Genomic DNA, 19,129 nt, shown 5'->3' with positions numbered 1-19,129 from the left:
ACGACTGCTCGCTCGAACGCCTGGAGCGGCTCGTGCGCCAGGACCCGGTGCTGGTTTACCGCATCCTCCTGCTGGTGAATTCGGCCGCCTACGGTGGTCGCCATGAAATCGGCTCGCTGCGCCACGCGCTCATGATGCTGGGCTTTCGCGAGCTCGGACGCTGGCTGTTTGAACAAGCACCCGGGAGCGAAACCGACAACGACCTGCAACCTGTGCGCGCCGCCATGGTCATGCGCGCGCGCCTGGCTCAGCACCTGCTGGCCACCGGCTCCGAAGACAACCTGCGGCTGGAGGTTTACACCACCGCGCTGTTCGCCCAGCTCGACAAACTCCTGCACGCGCCGCTCTCGGAGCTGCTGCACAAACTGCCCCTCTCCGGCCGCTTGTACGACGCGGTGCTGCGCCACGACGGTCCCTACCACCCGTTGCTCGATGTGGCACGCGCCCAGGGTGAGCCCGGTCAGCTGCATCGCCTGAGCACCGTGTGCGAGCGCAACGAGGTGAGCCTGGAACAGGCCAACCGCGCACTCATCCGGATGCTGGCCACCAGCCGTGATCACGCGGGCGTGCGCTCGGAGCGCATGGCCTGAACGGTCCGGGCGCTACCATCGCGCCCATGACCGCCGCCACCTCACACCACACCCCCCACCACACCAGCGCCCTCGTGCTGTTTTCCGGTGGGCAAGACTCCACCACCTGCCTCGCCCACGCCCTCGAACGTTTCCCCCGCGTGGAAACCCTGGGCTTCGACTACGGCCAACGCCACAGCGTCGAACTGCAGGCCCGGCTCGTGGTGCTGCGCGAGATGCGCGAGCGTTTCCCGCACTGGGCCGATCGCCTGGGCGAAGACCACCTGCTCGATTTGGCGGTGCTGGGCAAGGTCAGCGAGACCTCGCTCACCCGCGACATGGCCTTTCGCATGGAGAGCAGTGGTCTGCCCAACACCTTCGTGCCGGGTCGCAACCTGCTGTTCCTCACCCTTGCAGCGGCACTCGCTTACCGCCGCGGCATCCAGGTCATCGTCACCGGCGTCTGCGAAACCGATTTTTCCGGCTACCCCGACTGCCGCGACGACACCATGAAAGCGCTGCAGGTGGCGCTGTCCCTGGGCATGGACCACCGCTTCCTGATCGACACCCCGCTGATGTGGATCGACAAAGCCGCCACCTGGCGCCTGGCCGAGAACCTGGGCGGCCAGGCCCTGGTGGACCTGATCGTGGAGCACACCCACACCTGCTACCTCGGCGACCGCGAGCACCGGCATGCCTGGGGTTATGGATGCGGGCGCTGCCCGGCTTGCGAGTTGCGGGCGCGGGGGTGGGAACGTTACGTGGGCGAGGCCAGCAACTTGTAACGCGCCTCCCCAGTCGCGTCCAGCGTGAACGTCCACTGCGTCCGGTGGAACCCGGCCACCCCGGGCCGGTGGGCGATGGACACCAGCGCGCCGTTGCGCTCTTTCACCAAAGCCTGGAGGCGGGCGTAGACCGTGGCCTCGGCCGCTTCGTCGAGCGCGCTGGTGGCTTCGTCCACGAACAGCCAGCGCGGTTGCTTGAGCATCGCGCGGGCGATGGCCAGGCGTTGCTGTTCGCCGCCCGAGAGCTTCTGACCCCAGGCGTCGTGCTCGTCCAGGCGCGTGCCCAGGTCGGGCAACAGCGCATCCGTCAGTGCTTGCTGCAGCTCGGCGTCGCTGTAGCGCGCGGCGGGTTCGGGGTAGGCCAGCGCGTCGCGCAGCGAGCCCAGCGGGAAGTAGGGGCGCTGCGGCAAAAACATCACCTGGTTCGCAAAGCCTTCGGGCGTGCGCAGGCTGCGCTGCGCCCAGGGCCAGATGCCGGCCAGCCCGCGGAACAGCGTGGACTTGCCGCTGCCCGACGGACCTTTCACCAGCACCGTGTCGCCCGGTGACACCTGCAGACCCTGCACCGCCAGCAGCGGTGCGCCACCGGGCAGTGCGAGTCGCAGGTCATCGATCGCCAGCGCATCCTGCGCGTTGGGCTGCGGCGCGGCGATGTGTTCGGAGGCCTCCAGCGCCTGGAAACTTTCTTCGAAACTGGTGATGCGGTCGGTGGTGGCGCGCCAGGCGGCCAGGCTGCTGTAGTTGTCGACGAACCACGAGAGCGAGTCCTGCACACGTCCGAAGGCCGACGAGATCTGGATCAGTTCACCGAGCTGGATCGCGCCGCTGAAGAAGCGCGGCGCGGCCACGATGAAGGGGAACACCACGGCGGCCTGTCCGAAGCCCACGGTGAACCAGGTCAGGCGCTTCTGCGCGTTGATGAGCTTGAGGTAGTTGCCGATCACCTCACCGAAGCGCCCACCGAGTTGCTGGCGTTCCACGGGTTCACCGCGGTCGAGCGCGATCGATTCGCTGTACTCGCGCACACGCACGAGGTGGTGGCGGAAGTCGGCCTCATAGCGCTGCTGCTTGAAATTGAGCGCGATCTGCGAGCGGCCCAGGTAGTGCGTGATCACGCTGCCGAGCGCGCAGTAGAGCACCGCCATCCACACCATGAAGCCGGGGATGGTGTATTCGCTGCCGTTGAACGAGAAAGCGAAGCTGCCCGAGAGCGTCCACAGAATGCCGACAAAGCTCACCAGCGTGACCACCGCGTTGAGCAGGCCCATCGTGAGGCTCACCGTGTAGCTGGTGAAGAGGTTCATGTCTTCGGCGATCCGCTGGTCCGGGTTGTCGGGCGGCGCGTCTTCACCCTTGGCAAAGCGGGCGATTTCGAGGTGGTAGAAGGCCTTGTTGGAGAGCCAGCGGTCGAGGTAGTGGCCGGTCATCCAGGCGCGCCAGCGCATCTCGAGCAACTGCGTGAGGTAGAAGCGGTAGACCGCGATGATGATGAAGCCGAAGGCCAGATACGTGAAACGGCCGAGCTCGCGCCAGAACACCGCCGCGTCCTTGTTTTGCAGTGCGTCGTAGAACACGCGGTTCCACTCGTTGAGCAGCACCAGCATGTAGACCGAGGCGAGGTTGAGCGCCACGATGGCCACGAGCAGCGCGCGCGCCTTCCACTTTTCTTCCGACTGGAAGTAGGGCACGGTGAGGCGACCCACCTTGCGTGCGAACACGCGGAAGCTCTGAAATTTTTCAGTCAGGGTCATCGGTTCACCTGCTCAAAGGTTGGAAACGCCACTGACCACATGTCCCGAGGGCACGTGCAGCGAGGCGGATTCGATGTGGCCGGTCTGGTCGTCAAAGAAGAAGTCGGGCTCGAACTCGCGCAGGAACTCGCCCTTGGGCAGGCCGCCGAGGAACATGGCCTCATCGACCTCGATGTTCCAGTTCATCAGCGTGCGGATGGCGCGCTCGTGCGCCGGGGCGCTGCGCGCGGTCACCAGCGCGGTGCGCACGCGCATGCGTGGCGTGCCTTCGCTTTGCAGTCGGTGCAGGGCTTCGAGCAGGGGCTTGAACGGGCCGCCGGCCAGCGGCAATGCGGCCTTGCTGGCCTCGTGTTCCTGAAACGCCGAGAGCCCTTCCGATTGGTAGACGCGCTCGGCCTCGTCGGAGAACAGCACGGCGTCGCCGTCGAAGGCGATGCGCACCTCGTGCGGGTGCGCGTCGCTGGCGTGCACCGAGTGCGGGTACACCTGCGCGGCGGGCACGCCGGCGTCGAGCGCAGCGCGCACATCCGCCAGGTGGGTGGAGAGGAACAGGTTGGCGCGCAGCGGGCGCAGGTACCGCCAGGGCGGCTGGCCGCGCGTGAAGCTGCCGCGCTGGATGGGCAGGCCGTAGTGCTGCGCCGAGCGGAACACCCGCATGCCCGAGACCGGGTCGTTGCGCGAGAGGATCACCACCTCCACGCGCTGCGCGTCGGCGTCGTTGAATGCCAGCAGCTTGTGCACCAGCGAAAACGCCACGCCGGGCTGCGCGGGCGTGTCCAGCCGTTCCAGCTGCAGCTTCATGTAGGACCGGTCGTCCCCGGTTTCAAACAGCCGGTTCTCTTCTTCAAAATCGAACAGCGCGCGGGAAGAAATGGCAACCACGAGTTTGCCGTCGAGAGTTACGCCCATGGGAAAGTTACCTGAGTCGATTGAAACATCGCAAACCAGCGTGCCTTGTACAGCAAACGCCACGGAACTGGCTTGGCCAGCCCGCGGGCGTGGGTCAGGTGACCAGCTGGTTGAGCTGGATGATGGGCATCAAGACCGCCAGCACGATCAGCATCACCACCACACCCATGCCCACGATGAGCAAGGGCTCCAGTATGGTGGCCATGTGCATGGCGCGGCGTTGCACCTCGGCACTGAGCTGTTCGGCGGCGCGGTCCAGCATGGCGGGCAGCTGGCCGGTCTGTTCGCCCAGGCGGGCAAACATTGAAACGAGCGGGGGGAAGCGTTTTTTGCTGGCCAGGGCGGATGCCAGTGGTGCGCCCTCGCGCACCAGCACCAGGGCGTCCAGCGCGTCGGCCCGCATGGCCTGGTTGTTCAGGGTCTCGGCCGCGGTCTGCAAGGCCCGCAGGATGGGCACGCCGGCCCCGGCCAGCATGGCCAGTGTGGCGGCAAAGCGGGCGGCGTTGAAGCCGCGTGCCAGGCGGCCCACCAGCGGCAAGCGCAACCAGGCAGCGTCCATGCGCAGACGCAGCGGTGCGTTGCGCCGCGCCATCACCAGGGCGCCGCTGCCCAGCACCAGCGCCACCAGCATCAGCCAGCCGTGGTTGCGCACGACATCGCTCAGGCCCAGCATCATCACGGTGAGCACTGGCAGGGCGCGCTTGCTGCCGGCAAACACGCTGGCCACCTGCGGCACCACGTAGGACACCAGAAACACCACGATCACGATCGCCACCAGCGTGACGATGGCGGGGTAGAGCGAAGCGGCGACGAGCTTGTTTTTCAGTGCTTCGCGCGCTTCCAGATCGTCGGCCAGGCGTTCCAGCACCGTGCCGAGCTGGCCGCTTTGTTCGCCTGCGGCGATCACCGAGGTGTAAATGGCCGAGAACTCACGCGGATGTTGCGCCAGCGCCTGCGCAAACGGTGCGCCGGCGTTGACTTCGGAGCGCAGCGACGCCATGAGGTTGCGTTGCAGTTTGTCTTCGGCTTCGTCGGTCAGGGCGGAGAGCGCCCGCTCCAGCGGCAGACCGGCTGCCACCAAGCCGGCGATCTGGCGCGTCCACACCGCGAGCGTGGTGGCGCTGAACACGCGCCCGCCCCACAGCGTGACGTTGAGCCCGCTGCCTTTGACGTGGGTGCCACCGCCGGTGGCGGGCTCCACCAGCAGGGGCACCAGCGCGCGAGCGCGCAGCATGCTGCGCGCCGAGCGGGCGGTGTCGGCATCGATCAGGCCGCGTTGTGTGGCGCCTTGCGCGTCGAGGGCTTCGAAGGTGTAGGCGGGCATGTCAATCGCGCGTCACTGACATCACCTCTTCAAGCGACGTGATGCCGGCATCGATCAAGCGCTGTCCATCGGCCCGCATCGACTGCAAACCACCGGCTTCGGCCGCCAAGCGGATCTGGCTTTCCGCCGCACGGTTGTGGATCAGCGCGCGGATCGGCTCGTCGGCCACCATCAGTTCGTAAATCCCGGTGCGACCCTTGTAGCCGCTGTGGTTGCAGTGCTCGCAGCCCACCGGGTGCCACAGGCCCTGGTCGTCCTGGCGGCGGCAGTGCACACACAACTTGCGCACCAGCCGCTGCGCCAGCACGCCCAGCAGCGACGAACTGAGCAGGAAGGGCTCAACGCCCATGTCGGTGAGGCGGGTCACGGCGCTGGGCGCGTCGTTGGTGTGCAGCGTGGCCAGCACCAGGTGGCCGGTGAGCGAAGCCTGGATGGCGATCTGCGCGGTCTCGAAGTCGCGGATCTCGCCGATCATGATCACGTCGGGGTCTTGCCGCAGGATGGCGCGCAGCGCCTTGGCAAAGGTGAGGTCGATGCGGGCGTTCACCTGCGTCTGGCCCACGCCCGGCAGCTCGTACTCGATCGGATCTTCCACCGTCATGATGTTCTGCGTGCTGGCGTCCAGGCGTTGCAGGCCGGCGTAGAGCGTGGTGGTCTTGCCCGAGCCGGTGGGGCCGGTCACCAGGATGATGCCGTGTGGCTGGCCGATCAGTTTGCGAAAACGCGCGAGCACATCGCCCTGCATGCCCACGGCTTCCAGACTGAGCTTGCTCTCGCTCTTGTCGAGCAGGCGCAGCACCGCGCGCTCGCCGTGCGCGCTGGGCAGGGTGGACACGCGCACGTCCACCGCCCGGGTGCCGATGCGCAGCGAGATGCGGCCGTCCTGTGGCAGCCGTTTCTCGGAGATGTCGAGTTCCGCCATGATTTTCAGGCGCGAGATCAGCGCGGCGTGCAGCGCGCGGTTGGGTTGCACCACCTCGCGCAGCGTGCCGTCCACCCGGAAGCGCACGCTGGAGGTGCGTTCAAACGGTTCGATGTGGATGTCGCTGGCGCCGTCGCGCGCGGCCTGCGTGAGCAGGGCGTTGAGCATGCGGATGATGGGCGCGTCGTCGGCGGTTTCCAGCAGGTCTTCAATGGCCGGCAGCTCCTGCATCATGCGGCTCAGGTCGGCGTCGCCCTGCACCTCGCTCACCACGGCCGCTGCGCTCGACTCGCCTTGCGAATAGGCCACGCTGATGCGCTGCTTCAAACTCTCGCCATCTTCCCAGTGCAGACCCTGCACCGGGTGGCAGCGCAGGATTTCGGACAGGGCCGAGAGACGCCGGGTCTGGGCGAGCGCGTCGGCGGCGGGCGTGCTGCTGCCCAGCAGCGTCTGCGTGGCACCGTCGTCCTCGACCAGCCAGAGGTGTTCGCGCGCAAAGGCGTAGGGCAGTGGGTACTTCACGGCCCGGGCCTCACTGCGCGGGTGCGGCAGGTGCCGCTGGCGCCACGGGTGGGTTCAGTGGTGGCGACGACTGCGGGTTGGCCAGCGAAGGCGCTTGCGGCGTGAGCGTCATCGTGTTGGGCGTCAGAGGCGCCGGCATCACCGGCGCCTCGTTGATGCCCAGCACGCTGCTGGGTTTGGGCTGCGAGTCTTGCTGCACCGAGCGCATGAGTTCGTAACGGTCGAGTGCCAGGCTGCTGGTGGCGCGCGCGTCGCGCACCACCACCGGCCGCAGGAAGACCATCAGGTTGGTCTTGCGGCGCGAGCGGCTTTCGCTGCGGAAGAGGTTGCCGAACACCGGCACGTCGCCCAGGCCCGGCACCTTGTCCTGGTTGGCTGCAAACTCGTCCTGCAGCAGGCCGCCGAGCACCACGATGGCGCCGTCGTCGACCAGCACGGTGGACTCGATCGAGCGTTTGTTGGTGATGAGCCCCGAGGCCGAGTTGACCGACGAGGCCTGCACGCTGCTGACCTCCTGGAAAATGGTCAGCTTGATGGTGCCGTTCTCGCTGATCTGCGGTTTCACACGCAGGGTCAGGCCCACGTCTTTGCGCTCGATGGTCTGGAACGGGTTGACCGAGCCGTTGTTGCTGCCGGTGTTGGTGAACTGACCGGTGACAAACGGCACGTTCTGGCCGATCACGATCTTGGCTTCCTCGTTGTCCAGGGTGAGCAGGTTGGGGGTGGAGAGGATGTTGCCCTCGCCGTTCTGCTGCAGGAAACGCGCCAGAAAGCCCAGCACGTAAACGCCGTTGGTTCGGCGCGCGACGCCCACATTGAGCCCCGGCGTCGGTGTGGCGTTGCCACTGGCCAGGTCGATGATGTTTTGTCCACCGGAGCCGAAGTTGGTGCCGAGCAAGCCGATGAGCGAGTCGCCCGAATTGCCCAGTGCGCCCTGCCATTGAATGCCGAACTCGGCCGCCTTGTCGGCGTTGACTTCGGCGATCAGGCTCTCCACATACACCTGCGCACGGCGCGAATCGAGCTGGTCGATCACGGCACGCAGTTGGCGGTATTGCGGCTCGGGCGCGGTGATGATCAGCGAGTTGGTGGCCGGGTCGGCCTGGATCTGGCCGCCCGTGGACGGTTGTGCGCTGGCGGCCACCGGGCTGCCGGAGGGGTTGCCGGCGCCCGCTGTGTTCAAGGGGCTGGTCGCGCGGGCACTGGCGGCCAGGCCGCTGCCGCCGCCGCCGGCCGAAGACTCACCCGCCAGCGCCGCCCGCAGCGTGGTCGCCAGCGCCACCGCGTCTGCGTTCTTCAGGTACACCACATGGATGTTGCCGCTCACGTTGGCCGACGAGGGCTGGTCGAGCCGGGTCACGAGCGAGCGCACCAGCGCCAGTCGCGCGGGGTTGGCGGCGCGCAGCACCAGGCTGTTGCTGCGTGGCTCGGCGATCAAGGTGGTCTTGTAGGAAGCGTCGGCCTGGCCGGCACCGCCAGCGGTCACCGCCGGGTCGATCAGGCGCGACACCAGCGCGGCCAGATCGGCGGCCACCGCGTGCTGCAGCGGGATCACCTCCACGTCGGTGGCGCCCGCCACGTCCAGCGAGGTGATGATGCGGCCGATGCGCTGCAGGTTGTCCGCGTAATCGGTGATCACCAGCGAGTTGTTGCCGGGGTTCACATTGATGGTGTTGTTGGGCCCGATCAGGGGGCGCAACACCGGCACCAGGTTGTTGGCCGACTCGTGGTTGAGCCGGAAGATCTGCGTGACGATCTGGTTCGAGGTGGGCAGCGCATTGACCGATCCGGCGTTGACCACATTGCCTTGCAGCTTGGCATCAGCCTCCGGCACGATCTTGTACAGACCCCCGGTGTCCACGATCGAAAAACCCTGCAGGCGCAGCACCGCTGCAAACTGGTTGAGTGCAGCGGTGGGCGACACCGGGCGTTCGGTGGCCAGGTTGATCGTGCCTTTCACGCGCGGATCGACCACCACGTTGCGACCCGTGATGGTGGCCATGGTGCGCGCCACGGATTCGATCTCGGCCCCCACAAAATTCAGCGTGACAGGCTCGCCGCTGCGGGTTTGCGCCTGCAGCGGTGAGAGGGTGCCGATGCCGAGCGTCAGCAACACGGCCAGCGCGATGGCTGTCATGGACTTGCCGGGGGCGGCGGCGTTGGAGCTCGGTTTCATGGGGCGATCGTAAGGGTTGGGAGGTTTGGAGCCATGGGTGTTGTTACCCGATGTTCAGCAGTGAACGCGGGCCTTGCCGGCGCCCGATGATGTTGAGCAGGTTGGCCAGCGCGGCTTCGCTGTCGGGCGCGGCTTCGGCCACGCCGGAGAAGCGCAGGCGCCCGCCCACCCATTGACCCTCGCCTTGCAGCCGCAAGCGCCCATTGAGCGTGCGCAACACCAGCGCGGTATTGCGCCCTTCGGCGTCGGTGCTCAGGTCCATGCGGTAACTGCCCAGCGGGCGCAAGGTGGACAGGCGCGAACTCAGGTCCTGGGCCTCCAGCGCCAGAGCCCCTTGGAGGCTGCCCCGTCCGCCCGCCCAGCGCAGGCTCAGGCCTTCGGTCTGCAGGCTCAGCACCCCGTCGATGCGCAGGGTGTTCCAGGGTGTGCCCAGACCCATGAGCAGCTGGGCGGGCCAGCGGCTGCTCACGGCGGCCAACCGCAGCTCGACGCCACCGGGGTGGGGTTTGAGGGTCATCGCCATCGGCTGTGGCGTGCAACAGGGCGCAGTGAGCTGCATCGCCATGGCAGGCCAACCACCCGACAAGGTGGGCGACAGGCGCCACTGCACGCCTTGCGGCAGCGATGCACGGGTCTGGCTGCCCTCGCCCCCGGTGAGCAGCACATCGGCCTGGCCGTGCCAGACCGTGCCGCGCGCGTTGACCAGTTGCAGCTGACCCGCGGTGGCCGAGTTGATGGCCTGCGCCAGCCAGCGTGCCGGCGCGAACAGCAACACCGCCATGACCAGCCCGAGCAGTGCGCCCAGCCAGGCCATGCGTGAAGGCCAGCGCGCGTTCATGCTTCAGCTCCCCCCGGCCAGGCCCGGGCCGGTCAGCACCACGGTGCCGCTCCAGTGGCCGGAGCTGGGGTCGCGCGTGATTTGCGTCTCCAGGGGCAACAGCCGGGCGTTGATGCGAACCTGCGCCAGCCACTGCGCCAGGGCCGCCGGTGGCGTGCCCCGCAGGGTCGCGGTGGCGCGGTCGCCCTGGACCGAGAGCTGGGCGGTGCCCCCCAGCGATGCGGTGGCCGCTTCCAGTGCGCGTTGCGCTGCTTCTCTGCCCGGGGGCTGCGCGTTCGTGTCCGCCCGCAGCGCGCTGGCGGTGGCCGCCATGCGCTGCATCTGGTTCAGCTCGGCGTCCAGCCGAGCGTGGCGTCCGGGCGCCTCGCGCAGGGTGGTGAGGGCGGGTGCCACCGCCAGCCACCACAGCAGACCCAAGCCCAACACCCAGGCGGCACTCAGGACGGCCCGCCGTTCGCGGGGCGAAAGGCGGTGCAGCGCGGCCCCCAGCGGTGCGGTGAAGCGGGTGAGCAGCGACTGGGGCGGCGCGGTGCGGGTGGCCATGGGTTCAGGGTGCCGGTGGGTTGAGGGTCAGCTCGGCGCCGTCCAGGCGCGCGCGCCATCCGCCGCGCTCCAGCGCTTGCTGCAATGAGCGGAGTTGATCTTCGGTACCGCCCCAGCCCGTCAAACGACCGTCGCCCGGGGTGAAGACCACGGAGGTGGGTGTGAGGGGATCGCCGCTGGAGGCCTGATCGATCGCGCCCAGCAGCGTTTCCAGATCGCCCGAGGCCAGGGACCCGCTGGCCTGTTGAAGGCGCGCCAGTTCTCGTTGCATCTGCACCGGTGCGTCGAGCACCAGCGTGACCTGCGGAAAAGTCTGCTGCAGCGTCTGGCGCACCGCTTGCTGCTTGGCGGCCCATGCGCTGCGCTCCTGCCAGGCCGCGGTGTTGAGCCCCACGAGGTTCACCACCGCCAGCACGGCCAGACCCCATCGCGCGGGTCGCCATTGCGGTGCGCTCAGTCCCTGCTGCAGCGCGCGGCGCCAGCGCTGTCCGCGCCGCGCGCCGGACGACAGGCTGAGATCGAACTGCGCCAGGTTCCACTCGGACTGCGCACAGCGCAGCAGCCATTGCGGCAAGGGCGCGAGCTCGAACCGCTGGTCCAGCAGACGCTCGGCCAGGGCCGCCACGGCCGGGTCGGCCCACCAGAGGCCTGGTTCAGCGGCGTCACTGTGCAGGAGGCCGGACTGCCCTGCGGGCATGGGCATCAAGGCGTTCAGCCCGCCGGTGCCGGCGCTGCCTTCCGCCAGCGGTGTGCATGCCACGCCGAGTGCGCTGGCGCTGGCCAGCCAGGCCTGCCCGCCTTCGCTGTGGGCCCAGTGGATGGACGCGGGGGCAACGGCTTCGGCACTGTGCGCAGCGCCGGGCGGCAACAGTGGAGCGTCGCCGCGGGCCAGCGGTGACAGTGCAGGCACGATGCGGGACACCGGCCGGCCCGCCGCCTCCAGCACTTGCAGCCAGGCGCTGAGACGACCCTTGTGGACCGCAGCCACCCACACCGTCCGGCCCGATTTTCCACCGGGCTCCAATGCGAAATGGAGGTCGTTCACGTCGGCCAGCACACGGTCTTCCAGCAAACCGTCCAGGGCCGCGCGCAATCGGTTGGCAGCGACCTTGGGCAGGGCCACGCTGTGCCACGATACCGCGCGCGGTGGCAGCACCAGCACCACGTCGTCATCGCGGGGCAACAACGAGGCACCACACTGGCCGGTCTCCGATACCTGCTGACCATTGGCCGACAGCGCCCAGTCGAACAGCGCCGATGCGGGCAGGTGGGTGGCAGCAGAGAAGTCCGCAGGGGTGACGATCAGCACAGTGGTTCGGCTGGCGTGGCGAGCGCCACAAAATGGTCCATTCTAGAGAGGGAGTGTGACAGCTGGACACGCGTCATGAGCGCTGCGCAGCCGCCGGGGCTGTCAGGGTCGGGTGAAGCGCTCCCGCCACGACACGCGCACCTCCAGATCGTTGCGCACCACCAGCGAACGTTCTTCGATCACCGCGTTGTCCAGCCGCAGGCGCCCGCGCACTTCAAAGTAGCGGCTGCGGGTGCCGTGGGCTTGATCCCCCAGCTTGCCACCGGTGGCAGGCACGGCGGTGACCACGTCGGCCAGCGTCTTGAACGGACTGCGCTCGCGCGCAGCCACCACCTGGCGGGCCTGGGCAAGGTCCAGTTCGGGCACGCTCGCCTGGATCGCCTCGGCGCCGGCCGTGTTGAGGTTGAGGGCCGAGCGCTCGGGCAACACCGTGACGTGCGGCTCCAGCACCGACAAGCTGGCGCGGCTGATGCCCAGCCAACCCAGTTGCGAGAGTTTGGTGGGCACCAGCGGCGTCGGCGAGGGCAGGGGATCGGTGAGTGCGCGCTGGGTGGTGTTGCGCAGTGCCTCGGCAGCGGTGGTGAGTTCGCCCAGCGGCAAGCCGAGCTGCTCGTACAGCCGGGTGAAAGCCCGCAGATCCGCCTCCACCGTTTCCACCTTCGTCGAGGCCCCCGCGCCCGTGGTGCGCACCAGGTTGTTGAAGTTCAGCCGCGACTGCATGTCGATCACTTCGCCGGAGAGGAAGGCCTGCAAGGTGCTGTCGGCGCTGTTGTTCCGGTCGGCGGCCAAAAAGCTGGAGAGGCGGGCTTCCTCCAGGGGAAGGGCCCAGGGTTCGCCCAGATGGTCGGCGTTGCCGCTGCTCTGGTTGCCGCGTGCGTCTTCGCGCAGGATCAGGCGCGCCCAGTCCAGCGCGCCGGTGAGGATCCAGCCCGCCTGCACGCGCTGGCGCTCGGCCTGTTCGATTTCAATGGACCGCCACTGCTGCCACAGCGCCGCCGAGGCCAGCGTGGCCACCAGCGTCACGGTGAGCATGGCCAGCAACAGCGCCGCACCGCGTTGTCTGCAGCGTGGGGGCAAGGTTTCACCGCCGGGCCGCCCCAAGGTGAAACAGCCCCCTGGGGGGGCAGCGAGCCGCGAAGCGGTGGAGCGTGGGGGCAAGGTTTCACCGCCGGGCCGCCCCAAGGTGAAACAGCCCCCTGGGGGGGCAGCGAGCCGCGAAGCGGTGGAGCGTGGGGGCAAGGTTTCACCGCCGGGCCGCCCCAAGGTGAAACAGCCCCCTGGGGGGGCAGCGAGCCGCGAAGCGGTGGAGCGTGGGGGCAAGTTCATCGGCCCGCTTCCAGGGTGGGACGAACCCAGTCGCGCAGGAGATCACCGCTCAAACCCTGCCCACCCGTCAGGCTGAGCTGCAGCCGCACGCCATTGGGCATGGTGTTCGCGGCGGGCCTGCCGCCGTTGGCGACTTCGGTGCCCACCGACGACAGCGGGTTGCCCCAGGTTTCTCCCCGGTGGTAGAAAACCTGCCACTGCGCCACACCGATCACCGACAGCGAACTGTCGGCCCCCGCAGCGGCCGCGCCCGGGGTGCCGCGCCCCCAGTCGGCCGCGCGTTGCCAGGCGCGGGCCAGCTCGTCGCGCTGGCGCAATGGCCCCGATTGCCAGCGCGACCACTGTCCGCCCGCGGCTGTGGGACGCAGCGCCCACGCCACCACCCGCACACCCGGGCTGTCCAGTCCGGACTCTGTGCTGTCGCGCCGCGTGAGGCGCAACGTCTGTCCGTTGAAATCCACCGGCGCCACCTCGCCGGTGTCGAGCACGGCGTCGAGGTCGGCGCTCCATTGCCCCAGCGCCGACTGCAGCCGCAGCAGCCCATCGGCGCGTTCCTGCGTGAGGGTTTGCGTGCGTGTCATGCCGTCGATGGCGCGCCAGCTCAGCAGGGCCAGCATCGACATCACCACGATGGCGACCAGCAGTTCGATGAGGGTGAAGCCCTGTTCCCTGCGCATTCAGTACCGACCCTGGATCGTGGACAGGGACAGCAAACGCACCGGGTTCCCGTCCACATCGCCTTGCACCACGGCGTCGATGCGTCGGAAATTCGGGTTGGGCGTGGGCAGCACCGACACCAGCACCCGCATCTGCCGGTCGGCCTGCGTACAAGGTACCTGGCTGTCACCCGTGCCGGGCAGCTGGCGCAGCAAGCGCAGCCGCGTGAGCTCGTTGTCGGCGCACAGCTGGGCCAGCCACTGGTCGCTCTGGCGTTGTGCTGCCCGCGCGAGCGCACCGGTGGCCTGCAGCCCGGCAGCGAGGGTGATGGCAATCACCGCCAGCGCCACCAGCACTTCAATGAGGGTGAAACCGCGTTGCGGTTTCATGGCGCCTCCAGCACCACGGCAAAAGGCGAGAGGCCATCGGTGGCCAGCGTCAGGCGCCGATCACCCTGCCGCAGCACCAGGCGCTGCGCAGCAATGAGGGGCTCCGGTCCCAGCACCAGGCTGAGGGCGCCTGGCGGCTGGGTCACCTGGGCCACGGTGTCGGCGCTGAGCCACGTGCGCGGCCCGCCCTGTCTGTCTGGCGATGGCATGGTGCTGCTTGGCGCTGGGATGCCCACAAATTCGAACCCCTGCGGCAGGCTGCGCCACACCACCGGCACACCACTGGTGCGCGACTGTGCCCGGGCTGCTTCGATCAGTGCCGACAGTCGCAGCGCTTCACGCTCCAACCGCGTCGCGCCATCGTCGCGCAAGGCCAGCGTCACGCCGGCGGTGGCGAGCGCCACCAGCGTCACCACCACCATCAGCTCGATCAGGGTGAAGCCGAGGTTGCGGCGCACGCGTCTCATTCAGGTGATCCGCGCAGCGGCGGAGCGTGGGGGCACAGCTTCGCCGCCGGGCCGCCCCCAGGCTAAGCAGCCCCCCTGGGGGGCAGCGACCCGCGCAGCGGCGGAGCGTGGGGGCACTGGTTTCACTGCCAGCTTCCGACGTCGGCGTCCCGGTTTTCCCCGCCCGGCTGTCCGTCGGCGCCGAGCGACAGCACATCCACCTCGCCCTTGAGGCCCGGGTTGAGGTACTGGTACGGGCGGCTCCAGGGGTCTGCTGGCAGCTTGTCGAGGTAGGGGCGCCAATTGGGCGGCACCGGGCCGGTGGTCGGCTTGGCCACCAGCGCGTTGAGGCCTTGCTCGCCGGTAGGGTAGCGCTGGTTGTCGAGGCGGTAGAGCTTGAGCGCCTTCATCAGGTTGTTGACATCGGTCTTGGCCGCCGTGACGCGTGCGTCGTCGGCGCGATCGAGCACGTTGGGCACGATCAGCGCCGCCAGCACGCCGATGATGACCAGCACCACCATGAGCTCGATCAAGGTGAAGCCCCGCTGCAAAGCGCCCACGGTGGAAAAGCGTCGCGGGCTGTCCGCGGGGACGTGTTGGCGGTGGCTGGTCAAAATCGGACTCCCGAAAACTGAACTGGGGGGCAAGCGCCCTGAGGCGTTTGCTGTCGTGTGGCCCCGCCTGGTCTGAGGAGGCCAAAAGATCATAATCCGCGCATATGAAACTCCGCTCTGCGTTCGATCAATCGGGTTCCATCATGGACAGTTCCAGTGCGCGCCCAGGCGCCGGCCGGCGCGCGCCGGCTTGGGTCGCGGTGCTGTTGTGGATGGCGGCGGGCCTGAGCGCGGGTTATTGGGTGTTGCTCGCCGCCGGGCGTTCGCCGCTCACGCCACTGAGCCTTGCAGCCCCGTCGGCGCTGGAGGTGGACACCGCCTCCGTGGCGCGGGTGCTGGGGGCGCGACCCGAGGCGGCGCAAGCCCCTGTGGTCCCGGTGGCAACGGCCACGCAGTACAGCCTGTCGGGCGTGGTGGCCACCAACGCGCCCGGTGGCGCAGCGTTGATCGCGGTGAACGGCCAGCTGCCGAGGCCCTACCGGGTCGGCGCTTCGCTGGAAGGCGGTCTGGTCCTGCAAGCCGTGACGCGCCGCAGCGCTCGGCTGGGGGCGTCGGTTGACGGGCCGACCACCGTCGAATTGAGCTTGCCTGAGAATCCCGCCGCGCCTTCCTGATGTGAACGCGCACGGCCGGGCGGGACGGTGGTCTACCGCTCCAGCAGACTCTGCGCGGCCAGCAGCATCGGCCAGGCCATGAGCGCACCGGTTCCCTGGCCAATGCGAAGACCCATGTCGAGCAGCGGTTGCGTCTGCATGTGGATGAGCAGCAGACGGTGTCCGGCATCGGCTGCGCGGTGGGTGAACACCAGATAGTCCACGACATCCGGACACAGGCCGCGCGCCACCAGGGCGGCGGCACCGGCCACGTAGCCGTCCACCAGCACCACGCGACGTTCGCTGGCGGCCTGCAGCATCGCGCCGGTCATCATGGCGATCTCGAACCCGCCGAGCGCGGCCAGCGCTTCAAACGGACCGATGGCGTTGCGGTGGCGCGCGGCGGCTGCCGACAGTTTTTCTACCCGCTGCACGTGGTGCGTGTCGTCCAATGCGCTGGCCTCGGTCTCGTCGCGGCCGAAAGCGTCCACCAGCGGCACGCCGCACAGACGCGACAGCAGCAAGGACGCGCTCACCGCGTTGGCCACACCCACGTCGGCCAGCGCGATCACATTGCCTGGCAGGTGGCGCACCACGTCCATGCCGGCGTGCACAGCCGAGACCGCCTGTGCGGTCGACATGGCCGGCCCGAGCAACACGTTGCGCGTGCCGTAGGCGATCTTGCGAAGCAGCAGCGAGCCGCGCAACTTGGTGTTGCCCGGCGCAGAGATCGGCTTGGCCATGCCCGCGTCCACCACGGTGAGGTCGAAGCCATGCAGCGCGGCCAACGCGTTCACCGGAGCCTGACCGCGCAGCAACTGCATCACCATCTGTTCCGTCATCGTGGGCGCCATCGACGACATGCCTTCGTCCGCGATCCCATGATCGGCGGCAAAGACCACCAGTTGTGGCGAGTCGAAAGCCAGCAAATCGAACTCGATGGCCGAGCCGTTTTGCGCCCGAGCCAGCTGCAACACCAAGGTTTCCATGCGACCCAGGGCGTGCTCCGGCATGCCCGTCGGCGCCAGGCGTTGGCGCAGCGCAAATTCCAGCATGGTGTCGGACGTTCCCGCCACCGGTGGCAACTTCAGCGCGTCTGGGAGCGCCGCCGAGCGTTTGGAAATGGGAGCAAAAATGGGGTCTTGTGCCATGTTGCGATCCGCCGCGCTCAACTTTGAAGGAACAGGCGGTAAACGGGGTTGTTGGTCTCTTCCACGCAGGGATAACCCAGCGTTTCGAGAAACTTGTCAAACGCCTTGTGGTCCCGGGCGGGCACTTGCAGACCCACCAGGATGCGCCCGTAGTCCGCCCCCTGGTTGCGGTAGTGGAACAGGCTGATGTTCCAGCCCGGGCGCATCAGGCTCAGGAACTTGAGCAACGCGCCCGGCCGCTCCGGAAACACGAAGCGCAGCAAACGTTCGTCGTGCGCCAGCGGGGAATGCCCGCCCACCATGTGGCGGATGTGTTCCTTGGCCAGGTCGTCGTGCGTGAGGTCCAGCGTCTGGAAGCCGTGCTTGATCAGGTTTTTTGCGATCTTGGCGGACTCGCCCTTGCCCTGCGTGGTCAGACCCACAAACACATGGGCTTTGCTGCCGTCGTGGATGCGGTAGTTGAATTCGGTCACGTTGCGGGGGCCGCCCGGCAGGTCGCCAATGAGTTCGCAGAAGCGCCGGAAGCTGCCGCGCTCCTCGGGAATGGTCACGGCAAACAGGGCCTCGCGCTCCTCGCCCACTTCGGCGCGCTCGGCCACGAACCGCAGCCGGTCGAAATTCATGTTGGCGCCGCACAAAATGGCCGCGTAGGTCTGACCACGCGTCTTGTGGGTGGCCACGTATTGCTTGATGGCCGCCACCGACAGCGCGCCCGCCGGCTCCACGATGCTGCGCGTGTCCACGAACACGTCCTTGATGGCCGCGCACACCGCATCGGTATCCACCGTGATGAACTCGTCCACCAGACCGCGGGCGATGCGGAACGTTTCCTCACCGACCAGCTTGACCGCCGTGCCGTCGGAGAACAAGCCCACGTCGGCGAGGGTGGTTCGTTCGCCCTCGCGCACCGAGCGGATCATGGCGTCCGAATCGTTCATCTGCACGCCGATGACCTTGATCTCGGGGCGCAGCGCCTTGATGTAGTTGGCCACGCCGGAAATGAGGCCGCCCCCGCCGATGGCCACGAACACCGCGTCCAGGTGGTCGGAGCCCAAGCTCTGCAGCTGCCGCAGGATTTCCATGGCGATGGTGCCCTGGCCGGCGATCACGTCCGGATCGTCGAAGGGGTGCACAAACGTGAGCCCCTGCTTTTTCTGCAGCCCGACCGCGTGGTTGTAGGCGTCGGTGTAGCTCTCGCCGTGCAACACCACCTCACCGCCGAAGCCGCGCACCGCATCGATCTTCACCTGGGGCGTGGTGGTCGGCATGACGATCACCGCGCGCGTCCCCAGCTTGCGACCGCTCAACGCCACCCCTTGAGCGTGGTTGCCGGCCGAGGCGCAGATCACGCCTTTCTTGAGCTGTTCCGGCGTGAGGTGCGCCATCTTGTTGTAGGCCCCACGCAGCTTGAAACTGAACACCGGCTGCTGGTCTTCGCGTTTGAGCAACACCGTGTTGTGCAGCCGCTCGCTCAGGTTGCGCGCCGGCTCCAACGCCGATTCCACCGCCACGTCGTATACCCTAGCGGTCAGGATCTTTTTCAAATAATCCGCCGGTCCCATGGCGGTGACGGGCGAAGGCGAGATCGGGACTGGGGATTTGGCGGGGCGGTTTGTCATACGAATGTTCTCCAGCCGCATCATATCGGGGCGAAAAAAAGCCCGGACTGGCAGAACCGGTCCGGGCTTGAATCCACCCACGGGGGGCAGAGGAGACAACCTTACATACAATGCCGCCAGTATATCGAAGCCATGTTGCGACGCAACATGCGGCGTCGTTTTTTGGCGCTTTCTAGGGCGTTGCCCCCAAATTCACCACCCACCCCGCGACTACTTCACGACTGGACACGCCCATGGAATGCACCGTTACCTGGACCGGCGCTGCCGGCACCCGCTCCCACATGGGTTTTGTGGCCGAAACCGGCAGTGGCCATGTGATCACCATGGATGGCGCGCCAGACGAAGCGAAACCCGAGAACGGCGGAGCCAACATGGCGCCGCGTCCCATGGAAACGGTGTTGGCCGGCACCGGCGGCTGCACCGCCTACGACGTGGTGTTGATCCTCAAGCGGGGTCGCCATGATGTGCGTGGCTGCAGCGTCAAGCTGGAGACCGAACGGGCAGACACCGACCCCAAAGTTTTCACCAAGATCCACATGCACTTCACGGTGAGCGGCAAAGCCATCCCTCCCTTGGCGGTGGAGCGCGCCATTGCCATGAGCCACGACAAATACTGCTCGGCCAGCATCATGCTGGGCAAGACGGCGGACATCACCACCAGTTTCGACGTGCTGGAAGCCTGATCC

The 19,129-nt window shown here is 67.8% G+C and carries 19 protein-coding genes; 4 read left to right on the top strand and 15 right to left on the bottom strand.

The genetic code is table 11. From position 1 onward, the window contains the following. The coding region (locus Q1W68_RS10705) for an HDOD domain-containing protein (protein ID WP_300716594.1) at positions 1–590 on the top strand (590 nt) is incomplete at its 5' end. A 26-nt stretch (positions 591–616) separates the two neighbouring features. Further along, the gene (queC, locus tag Q1W68_RS10700) at positions 617–1,354 is read left to right on the top strand and encodes a 7-cyano-7-deazaguanine synthase QueC (protein WP_300652074.1); all 738 of its coding nucleotides are present in this window, start codon (positions 617–619) and stop codon (positions 1,352–1,354) included. On the opposite strand, the gene Q1W68_RS10695 is transcribed toward queC, so the two are convergent. From Q1W68_RS10695 to gspG, 13 genes are all read right to left on the bottom strand, one after another. Beyond that, entirely contained in the window at positions 1,327–3,105 is a 1,779-nt protein-coding gene (locus Q1W68_RS10695) for an ABC transporter ATP-binding protein/permease (RefSeq protein ID WP_300716590.1), read from the bottom strand. The genes queC and Q1W68_RS10695 overlap by 28 nt on opposite strands. 12 nt (positions 3,106–3,117) lie before the next feature. Beyond that, a complete protein-coding gene (locus tag Q1W68_RS10690; RefSeq protein WP_300716587.1) occupies positions 3,118–4,014 on the bottom strand; it encodes a 5'-nucleotidase in 897 nt (298 codons plus the stop codon). A gap of 94 nt (positions 4,015–4,108) precedes the next feature. Then, positions 4,109–5,338 (bottom strand): type II secretion system inner membrane protein GspF, encoded by a 1,230-nt coding sequence (gene gspF, locus Q1W68_RS10685; RefSeq protein ID WP_300652082.1) that lies wholly within the window; start codon positions 5,336–5,338, stop codon positions 4,109–4,111. Position 5,339: 1 nt separating this feature from the next. Then, positions 5,340–6,782 carry a type II secretion system ATPase GspE gene (gene gspE, locus Q1W68_RS10680; protein ID WP_300652085.1) on the bottom strand — a complete coding sequence of 481 codons (1,443 nt, stop codon included), beginning with the start codon at positions 6,780–6,782 and terminating at the stop codon, positions 5,340–5,342. A 10-nt stretch (positions 6,783–6,792) separates the two neighbouring features. Further along, positions 6,793–8,958 (bottom strand): type II secretion system secretin GspD, encoded by a 2,166-nt coding sequence (gene gspD / locus Q1W68_RS10675; protein WP_300652086.1) that lies wholly within the window; start codon positions 8,956–8,958, stop codon positions 6,793–6,795. Between the two features lie 43 nt (positions 8,959–9,001). Then, positions 9,002–9,796 (bottom strand): type II secretion system protein N, encoded by a 795-nt coding sequence (gene gspN / locus Q1W68_RS10670; protein WP_300658899.1) that lies wholly within the window; start codon positions 9,794–9,796, stop codon positions 9,002–9,004. A 3-nt stretch (positions 9,797–9,799) separates the two neighbouring features. After that, complete coding sequence (gene gspM, locus Q1W68_RS10665) at positions 9,800–10,339, bottom strand: type II secretion system protein GspM (RefSeq protein ID WP_300652091.1); 540 nt, start codon at positions 10,337–10,339, stop codon at positions 9,800–9,802. Between the two features lie 4 nt (positions 10,340–10,343). After that, entirely contained in the window at positions 10,344–11,648 is a 1,305-nt protein-coding gene (gene gspL, locus Q1W68_RS10660; RefSeq protein WP_300652094.1) for a type II secretion system protein GspL, read from the bottom strand. A 102-nt stretch (positions 11,649–11,750) separates the two neighbouring features. Beyond that, positions 11,751–12,725 (bottom strand): type II secretion system minor pseudopilin GspK, encoded by a 975-nt coding sequence (gspK, locus tag Q1W68_RS10655; RefSeq protein WP_300652097.1) that lies wholly within the window; start codon positions 12,723–12,725, stop codon positions 11,751–11,753. Between the two features lie 245 nt (positions 12,726–12,970). Continuing rightward, positions 12,971–13,651, bottom strand: coding sequence for a prepilin-type N-terminal cleavage/methylation domain-containing protein (locus Q1W68_RS10650; protein WP_300652099.1), 681 nt, complete (start codon positions 13,649–13,651; stop codon positions 12,971–12,973). Then, positions 13,652–14,020: a type II secretion system minor pseudopilin GspI gene (gene gspI, locus Q1W68_RS10645; RefSeq protein WP_300660663.1), complete on the bottom strand. Its 369-nt coding sequence runs from the start codon at positions 14,018–14,020 to the stop codon at positions 13,652–13,654. Then, positions 14,017–14,487: a prepilin-type N-terminal cleavage/methylation domain-containing protein gene (locus Q1W68_RS10640; RefSeq protein WP_300652104.1), complete on the bottom strand. Its 471-nt coding sequence runs from the start codon at positions 14,485–14,487 to the stop codon at positions 14,017–14,019. The genes gspI and Q1W68_RS10640 overlap by 4 nt, the downstream gene beginning before the upstream one ends. A gap of 122 nt (positions 14,488–14,609) precedes the next feature. Then, positions 14,610–14,987, bottom strand: a complete 378-nt coding sequence (gene gspG / locus Q1W68_RS10635) for a type II secretion system major pseudopilin GspG (RefSeq protein WP_300652157.1) — start codon at positions 14,985–14,987, stop codon at positions 14,610–14,612. 197 nt (positions 14,988–15,184) lie between these two features. Between gspG and Q1W68_RS10630 the strand changes: the two genes are divergently transcribed. Further along, complete coding sequence (locus Q1W68_RS10630) at positions 15,185–15,694, top strand: type II secretion system protein N (protein WP_300652106.1); 510 nt, start codon at positions 15,185–15,187, stop codon at positions 15,692–15,694. A 32-nt stretch (positions 15,695–15,726) separates the two neighbouring features. Here Q1W68_RS10630 and Q1W68_RS10625 read toward each other — a convergent pair whose 3' ends face one another. Both Q1W68_RS10625 and ilvA read right to left on the bottom strand, forming a co-directional pair. Continuing rightward, positions 15,727–16,824, bottom strand: coding sequence for a nicotinate-nucleotide--dimethylbenzimidazole phosphoribosyltransferase (locus Q1W68_RS10625; RefSeq protein ID WP_300652109.1), 1,098 nt, complete (start codon positions 16,822–16,824; stop codon positions 15,727–15,729). A 17-nt stretch (positions 16,825–16,841) separates the two neighbouring features. Beyond that, positions 16,842–18,386 carry a threonine ammonia-lyase, biosynthetic gene (ilvA, locus tag Q1W68_RS10620; RefSeq protein ID WP_300652158.1) on the bottom strand — a complete coding sequence of 515 codons (1,545 nt, stop codon included), beginning with the start codon at positions 18,384–18,386 and terminating at the stop codon, positions 16,842–16,844. A 290-nt stretch (positions 18,387–18,676) separates the two neighbouring features. Between ilvA and Q1W68_RS10615 the strand changes: the two genes are divergently transcribed. Continuing rightward, positions 18,677–19,126 carry an OsmC family protein gene (locus tag Q1W68_RS10615; protein ID WP_300652112.1) on the top strand — a complete coding sequence of 150 codons (450 nt, stop codon included), beginning with the start codon at positions 18,677–18,679 and terminating at the stop codon, positions 19,124–19,126. Positions 19,127–19,129 lie beyond the last annotated feature (3 nt).

The sequence above is a fragment of the Hydrogenophaga sp. genome (assembly GCF_030158645.1).
Taxonomy (GTDB): Bacteria; Pseudomonadota; Gammaproteobacteria; order Burkholderiales; family Burkholderiaceae_C; genus Hydrogenophaga.
The sequence above is the reverse complement of the archived record's forward strand: the minus strand, read 5'-3'. Positions and strand labels throughout refer to the sequence as shown.